This window comes from Actinomadura geliboluensis, from assembly GCF_043197915.1.
GTDB lineage: Bacteria > Actinomycetota > Actinomycetes > Streptosporangiales > Streptosporangiaceae > Spirillospora > Spirillospora geliboluensis.
Window position 1 is genome coordinate 207397 of record NZ_JBICUA010000015.1, and the last position, 6924, is coordinate 214320.

Here is a 6924-nt window from a genome sequence, read left to right on the forward strand (position 1 = left end):
CGCCCAGCATATCGCCAGAATGCCCGTTCCCGCGCAATGAACGACCGTCCCGGAGCCGAGGTGCATAGGGGCGGGCCGAAGAGCCGATTAAGTCTCCGATGGGCGCGAGAGTTGGGCGCCTCGTCGGTGCGAGAAGGGCGGGGGCGTTCGCGTCAGCTGATCTTGTCGCCACATTGCCTTCTTTTTCGCCTTCGAGTGATGTCGACGCCCAGACGATCACACCGTCCGGAAAGTAAGGGGTGGCCCACGCCGCTGACGGGTCACCCACCCGACAACCGCGCCGTCGGCACACCGAGGCCCGCCAGCGCTGCCAGTGACGGTCTTCGCCCTACCGACGAGGTTGCACCCCTGCGCGTCAGAGCCACCCGGTCAGCAACCGACATACGGCCTCTCGTCGGGTTGAGGCCCCTGACCTGGACTGATGTAGTTCCGGGCGGGAAGAACCCGAGGCCGGAGGCCCGCTGTTGGGGGGATTGCCATGGCCACTGGGTTCGATCCGGCGCGCGTCGCGCATCTGACTGGGACGTTCGCGCCGGTGACCGAGGAGGTGGACGAGGCCGGGCTGCAGGTGGAGGGGGAACTGCCCGCCGAACTGGACGGGGTGTACCTGCGCAACGGGCCGAACCCGCGCTTCGCCCCGATCGGTTCCTACCTGTTCCCGATCGACGGCGACGGCATGGTGCACGGCGTGTGGATGAGCGAGGGGCGGGCCCGGTACCGGAACCGCTTCGTGCGCACGCCCGCCATGCGCGCGGAGGAGAAGGCAGGCCACGCCCTATGGGGCGGGATCGAGTCGCTGATCACTCCAGGCCCCGAGAAGGTCGGCCCCGAGCTGGCGCACACACTCAAGGACTTGCCGGACATCAACGTCGTCCGGCACGGGGGACGACTCCTGGCCCTCGCCGAGTCCGACTGCCCGTTCCGGATGGCGCCGGACCTGGAGACCCTCGGCAAGGAGACCTTCGAGGGCGGCCTGCCGGCCGGGATCACCGCCCACCCGAAGATCGATCCACGGACCGGGGAGATGGCGGTCTTCTGCTACGCGCTGGAGGAGCCGTACCTCACCTGGGCAATGCTCGACCGGAACGGACACGTGAGCCGTGCCCCGACACCAGTGGCGGACGTCGACGAGCCGGTGATGATCCACGACATGGCTCTGACCGGGCGCTATCTCGTCCTCGTCCTCGCGCCGGCCTTCCTCGATCTAGGGGCCGCCATGCGGGGCGGCTCATTCCTGGACTGGTGCCCCGAGCGCGGCACGCGGATCGCCCTGATCCCCCGGGACGGCGGCCCGGTGCGCTGGGCGCACGACTCGGCCTTCTGGGTCTGGCACACCGTGAACGCCCACGACACAGCGGACGGACGGGTCGTCCTCGACTACATACAGTGGCCCAGCCCCGGCCTGGGCCCGCGCCCGGCCTCCTCCGACGGCGCCGCCCACGGCCTCGCGTGCGCCGTCATGGACCCGGCCACCGGTTCCATCCAGCGCAATCTCCTCGACGACGCACGGGTGGAGTTCCCCCGAGTGGACGATCGCGCCCTGACAGGCCCGCACCGACGGATCGCCACGGCCGCCGGCAGCGGACGCACGCCGGGCCTGCTGCCCGGCGAGTACGACGCGCTGCGCTGGTACGACGTCGGCGACGACGACACAGCCGTCGAGATCTGGGACGCAGGTGACCTCTCGGTCGGCGAGCCGGTCTTCGCCCCTGTCCCCGGACGAAGCGGTGCCGACGAGGGCTACTGGCTCACCTTCGCCACGAACCGTACCGACCTCTCCAGTTGGCTACTGGTCCTACCGGGAAGCAACCCGTCCGACGGGCCACTCGCACGCCTCCGCATCCCCGTACGCGTACCACTGGGCCTGCACGGAGCATGGCTCCCCACCCAGGAATGAAGAGAGCCGACGCTGTTCATCAGCCGCGCCACCGAGTGGACGTAGTTCGGCGCGCATTTTGAGCAAGAAGAGGCGAGTCCTGAGCCTCAGGCCGAAGAATTCCTAGACCAAAGAGTAATAGCCGATCGAGTGGCTAGGGGTTGAGGTTACCTGCGTACTGAAGCGCGTCATTCACCAAGAGGGCAAGGCGGCGTGTGTCCTCTACGGAGAGGATTTCACTCTGCCAGGCACAGACCACATGCCAACCATGATCAGTCAGCGGGAGTACAGGATCCAGGGTTTCGATGTCGTTCGGCAGTCGCGGAAGTCTGACCATCAGCCAACTGGTTCCAAGAGCAACGACAGCGGCGATTCCGTTGGACGCGAGTGCGGGAACACCGAATAGCGGGATGACCAGGGTGTCGTCCGGAGCGATTTGCGAGAGCCGTCCAAGCAGGTCGGGATGGGTGTGCAGCACCCATCCATCAAGGCTGTAGGTGCCTAAGCGCGGCCCGGCGGATCGACACGAACCCACCGCTGGTAGTCGTCCAGATCGACGTTGCTACCGCAGATGATGGTGACCACGTTGCGGCCGGCGAAGCGGTCCGGGTCCTCCAGAACGGCGGCGACGCCAAGGGCCGCTGAGGGTTCGACGACCAGACCCGCGTGCTGCAAGAGCATCCGCATGCCCGCGACGATGGACGCCTCCTCGACCAGGACGGCATCATCGGCCACGGCCAAGAGATCATCCAGTACGGCGGGGATGGGACGCCGACCGGCAACGCCGTCGGCGATGGTGTCGGTGGACTCGGTCGTGATGACCCGGCGCTCCTGCCAGGAGAGGGTCATCGCGGGTGCACCACGAGGCTGCACACAGATCACCTCGGCTCCAGGCATCAGAGCCTTCAAGACGTAGCCCACCCCGGTGGCCATGGCGCCGCCTCCCAGGGCGATCAGCACGACGTCCAAGGAGGGCGCCTGTTGCGCCAGTTCGAGCCCGATGGTCGCCGCACCCTCACAGGTCTCGACGTCCAGACTGTCTTCGACCAGCCGGACGCCGCGCCGCCGCGCGATCCCCGCCGCCCACTCCCGGGCCAGGTCGAAGTCGCCATCGACCACTTCCAGCGTCGCACTTGAAGCGCGAATCCGCTCAAGCTTGGCGGCCGGCGCCCGCCGCGACGCCACGACCGTCACGTCCAGGCCATGGCGGCGACCCGACCAGCCCAGCGCCCACCCCAGATTGCCGGCGCTGGCGCACACCACGGCCGTCCGGCCCTGATCGCTCAGCCGACCCGCGACAACCTCGGTACCCCGCCCTTTAAAACTGCGGACCGGGTTCGCCGTCTCCAGCTTGATGCTCACCGCACAGCCCAGCGCGTGCCCCAAGGCTTCGCACCGGAACAACGGAGTGTCCAGGAACACCGGGTCGATCACACGGCGAGCCGCGCGAATCCGGTCAAGATCGAGCCGCGTCTCGAGCACGACGCAACAACGTACCCGACACAAACGTCCCTCAACAGCCACCACCACGAACCCGCCCCACCCTCCACCGAATCGCTCCCACGACCCACCCACCACTCCACGACAGAGCCGAACGGCCCACGGCAGAAGAGCGCAAGCCAGCAAAAGCGTCGCCGCGCAGCTAAGACAGCGCCCAACAACATCAGCAAACCTGGCCAGCCACGTTTCCCCTATGGAGCGATACGTAGAACCTGCTGAGAGGCTCCCGCCGCTCCTCTTCGTCCGAAGAACGCAGCGCAAGCAGCGGACCCCGGTCGGCTCAGGTGGCGTGACGCCAGGGAACCCCGGGAAGCTCTTCCTCTCGGCCGTCCGTGCGCCTCAGCCGTACTTCGCGTTCCTCGGTGGCGTAGCCGATGTCGAAGAACTGAAGACCGGCGTCCGCGAAGTTCTTGGAGAGCTGCGACGCTACGTCTTCCCCGACGGTGAAGACCAGTTGGAAATCCACCGAGTCGCCCAGGATGACCGAGGTCAGATCACCGTCGGTCAGCCGTGCGACCTCGGCCACGATGTCGGCGACGGGGAGTGCGCTCTCCTCGACTACGAAGCCGACGCCACTGGCGGCCGCCAGCGACTGAACGCCGGCCTTCAGGCCGTCCGAGGTGTCCTGGCAACTCGTGACCACACCGCTCGTGCTCAGGCAGCGCCCCTCCCGTACGAGCGCCTGCGGGCGCCGCCATGCGGATATCAGCGCCTCCTCCTCGGCCAGCGGGAGTTTCGTCGTGCCGGTGCCGAGACCGCCGAAGTAGCGCTGGGCGGATGCCGCTACCCCCGTCGGCCCGGTGACGCAGAGGCGATCTCCCGCGCGGGCACCGGTCCGCAGCAGTGAGCCACCTCGTTCGACGATGCCCACGGCGGACGCGGACAGGATGATCCTCTCCGCGCTGCCGATATCGCCTCCGACGTTCGGCGCGCCCACCTGCCGGCAGGCATCGCGGATCCCTTCCATGAGGGCCGTGAAGTCATCGTCCGGCAGTGACCGCGGATAACGAACGACCGTCAGGAGCGCGATCGGAAGCGCGCCCATGGCGGCGATATCGCTGAGATTGGCCATCGCCAGGTAGTAGCCGATGTCGTAGTTCGACAGGTAACCGAGTTCGTACAGTAGGAACTTCGGTCCGCGGACGTAGTCCGATCCGACGACGATCTCCATGGGTCCGTCGAGTCCGAAGACCGCGCAGTCGTCCTGGGCGTCGGCGCCCGCGACGAGTTCGGCCTGGACTCCGTTCTTGAGCCGCTGCGACCATCCTGACTGCCCGCCGAACATGGGCGCGATGATGTCGGCCAGCCGCGTCGGCTCGTCGGAGGCGATGCCGGCGCTCTGCATGGTACCCATCCCATCCTCAACTTTCTGCGGGGTGTCAATGGCCTAAGGCAGCGAAAGCCTCCAGTGTGCAGTCTCTTTCATCGTCGCCATTAGGACGTCTTTCCGGACTACGACTGCGTAGTCCCACTCCGGGTCTGCGATGCCCAGGAGTCTCCCGGCCACTGATCGGAGATATTGACGGGGCCTTGCCTGCACCGCAGCGTACACCTGGTGTTCGGTGGCGTCTCCGCAATAGAAGTATGGGAGATCGTCATGCCCGAACTGTTCTAGATCGGCGAGGTCGCCCAGGGTGGTCGACACCAGACCGTCCCGAGCCATCAGCGCGTTGACCTCATCAAATGGCAGGGGAAGCAGGTGGATATGCGCGTGGGTGACGCATGCGGACCCTTCCATCCGCATTGTGGAGCCATGCTCAAGAAAGACTGGTTCGCCAAAACTTGCCGCATATGGTGGAACTATCTGCTTGAGTGCCGTTGCCACCTCTTCGGCGTGCCCGCACATCACAGCGCCAAAGCTGAAGTAGTGGTCGTTGGGCACCAGCAGCAGATGCCCCCGGGTCAGTGGCGACATATCCGCGATCAACGTGAGGGTGCTGCCGCGTCCGATGATCCTTCCCGGTGGAGACCCGCCGTAGACGCGATGGAAGGCGACGTCCTCGGCCCCGGCGAGTTCCTCGCAGAAGTCGGATCCGACACAAGAGGCTCGTTCGACCACGGATCACCTCGGCCGCGATTCGGGCTGCCTTATTCGCCTTCTTTGACTGACCGGAATATGGACAGCCAAGTCGGCAGTCATATTGTTACTCGTCCGAGGTATAGTTTGGCAAGCCCGTGGCGGGGTCGCGGTGTGGCGAGCGGGGATGAGCGACAGATGAAGTTGTCGGCGGCGCGTGCCATAGACCGCTTAATCGTGCTGGCGGCGACGGTGACACTTGCCGGCAGGCAGTACGGCTTCCCCTCGGACGAGTTGTGGAGCGATGTCGAACGCGAATACTCGTACGTCCTGGTCACCTTGATCCTTATCGCCGGAGTCTTCGGCGTCGCGGCCCCCTGCGAGTCCTGGTCTCGGCATCTTCACGTCGAGCGCCGTCTGGTCATGCGCAGGCATGTCCTCACCGCATTCGGGCAACTGATCGAAGTTTGCGCGGCCGTTGCGCCCGCGATCGCGGTGAGCGATCTGGGGTTGCACATCTGGCAGCGGAAACGCAATTACCGGCATCCGCTTCGCGGTGAGCTCACGCGCGTGGCCACGTACCGCCTCGGTGCGTCACCGGCGACTCGAAGGATTCGGCCGACGCCGGGTGTCGGTGTTGTGGGGCTATGTTGGAAGCTCGATCAGGAAGTGAGCGTCGATGTGGCGAGCCTTGCCCGAGATCTTGTCGACGAGGACGCATTCGCCTCATTCCGGGCGCAGCAGGGCGCGGATGCCGTTATGGGGTTCAATTGGGAGGAGTTCCAGCGTTACCGTCATCGTGGCGCGGTCTTCGCCACTCCGATCAGAAACGGTCGTTCCAGGTTCGTAGGCTGCGTCAGCTTCGATGTCTCGCATGGCTACGATGGCCTCAATGTGCAGCGCATCTGGCATATTCTCAATTCATTGAGCTTCGTGGTGGGAGAGGATGGGTTCGAGAATGTCTGAGGCGGGCGAGATCACCCGTGAGACCTGTGGCTGCTATGACGCCAATGCGAACTCCTATGGCGAAGCCTCCGAGGACTACGACCGGTTTCCGGGACTGCGTGCGGAGGTCGTCGAGTTCGCGCGGCTCGCTCCTCGCCACCTGCCCGTCCTGGACCTGGGATGCGGCGGTGGCCGGGACGCCCGGCTGCTGGCATCGCTCGGCCGCACGGTGATCGCGGGTGACTACGCCCCGGCCATGCTCGAATGGGCTCGGGACCGATCGAGAGGGGAAGGGCGCACGCTCGGTTTCCTGCGGCTGAACGCCCTGGCACTCCCACTGCGGGACGCGTCGGTGGCCGGGGTGTGGGCTTCGGGGAGCCTGCTCCACATCCCATCGGCCGGGATGGCACGCGCGCTGGCCGAGCTCCACCGTGAGCTGATTCCAACCTGAGTCCGCAGGTCACGGGGCGGTTGCGGACGGGTGACCGCCGCCCATAAGTAGCGAAGCTCCTGCTAGATGAGGTTGTCGACCAAGATCAACCCTGTCTGCACAGGAGCTTCACGTGCTGTTGTACCGTGCCGCGCT

At 66.1% G+C, this 6924-nt stretch carries 7 protein-coding genes; 3 read left to right on the plus strand and 4 right to left on the minus strand.

Annotation, left to right across the window (positions count from 1 at the left end; all coding sequences use genetic code 11):
- The first annotated feature begins 478 nt into the window (after positions 1–478).
- Complete coding sequence (locus tag ACGFI1_RS38465) at positions 479–1897, plus strand: carotenoid oxygenase family protein (RefSeq protein WP_392792603.1); 1419 nt, start codon at positions 479–481, stop codon at positions 1895–1897.
- 133 nt (positions 1898–2030) lie between these two features.
- Here the strand turns inward: ACGFI1_RS38465 and ACGFI1_RS38470 are convergent, their stop codons facing one another.
- From ACGFI1_RS38470 to ACGFI1_RS38485, 4 genes are all read right to left on the minus strand, one after another.
- A complete protein-coding gene (locus tag ACGFI1_RS38470; RefSeq protein WP_392792605.1) occupies positions 2031–2354 on the minus strand; it encodes a hypothetical protein in 324 nt (107 codons plus the stop codon).
- A 23-nt stretch (positions 2355–2377) separates the two neighbouring features.
- Positions 2378–3358, minus strand: coding sequence for a threonine ammonia-lyase (locus ACGFI1_RS38475; RefSeq protein WP_392792606.1), 981 nt, complete (start codon positions 3356–3358; stop codon positions 2378–2380).
- 298 nt (positions 3359–3656) lie between these two features.
- Positions 3657–4730, minus strand: a complete 1074-nt coding sequence (gene thiL / locus ACGFI1_RS38480) for a thiamine-phosphate kinase (RefSeq protein WP_392792608.1) — start codon at positions 4728–4730, stop codon at positions 3657–3659.
- A 33-nt stretch (positions 4731–4763) separates the two neighbouring features.
- On the minus strand, positions 4764–5435 hold the full coding sequence (locus ACGFI1_RS38485) for a hypothetical protein (protein ID WP_392792609.1): 672 nt from the start codon (positions 5433–5435) through the stop codon (positions 4764–4766).
- A gap of 156 nt (positions 5436–5591) precedes the next feature.
- Between ACGFI1_RS38485 and ACGFI1_RS38490 the strand changes: the two genes are divergently transcribed.
- Positions 5592–6359 (plus strand): hypothetical protein, encoded by a 768-nt coding sequence (locus ACGFI1_RS38490; RefSeq protein WP_392792611.1) that lies wholly within the window; start codon positions 5592–5594, stop codon positions 6357–6359.
- On the plus strand, positions 6352–6789 hold the full coding sequence (locus ACGFI1_RS38495) for a class I SAM-dependent methyltransferase (RefSeq protein WP_392792613.1): 438 nt from the start codon (positions 6352–6354) through the stop codon (positions 6787–6789). The genes ACGFI1_RS38490 and ACGFI1_RS38495 overlap by 8 nt, the downstream gene beginning before the upstream one ends.
- Positions 6790–6924 lie beyond the last annotated feature (135 nt).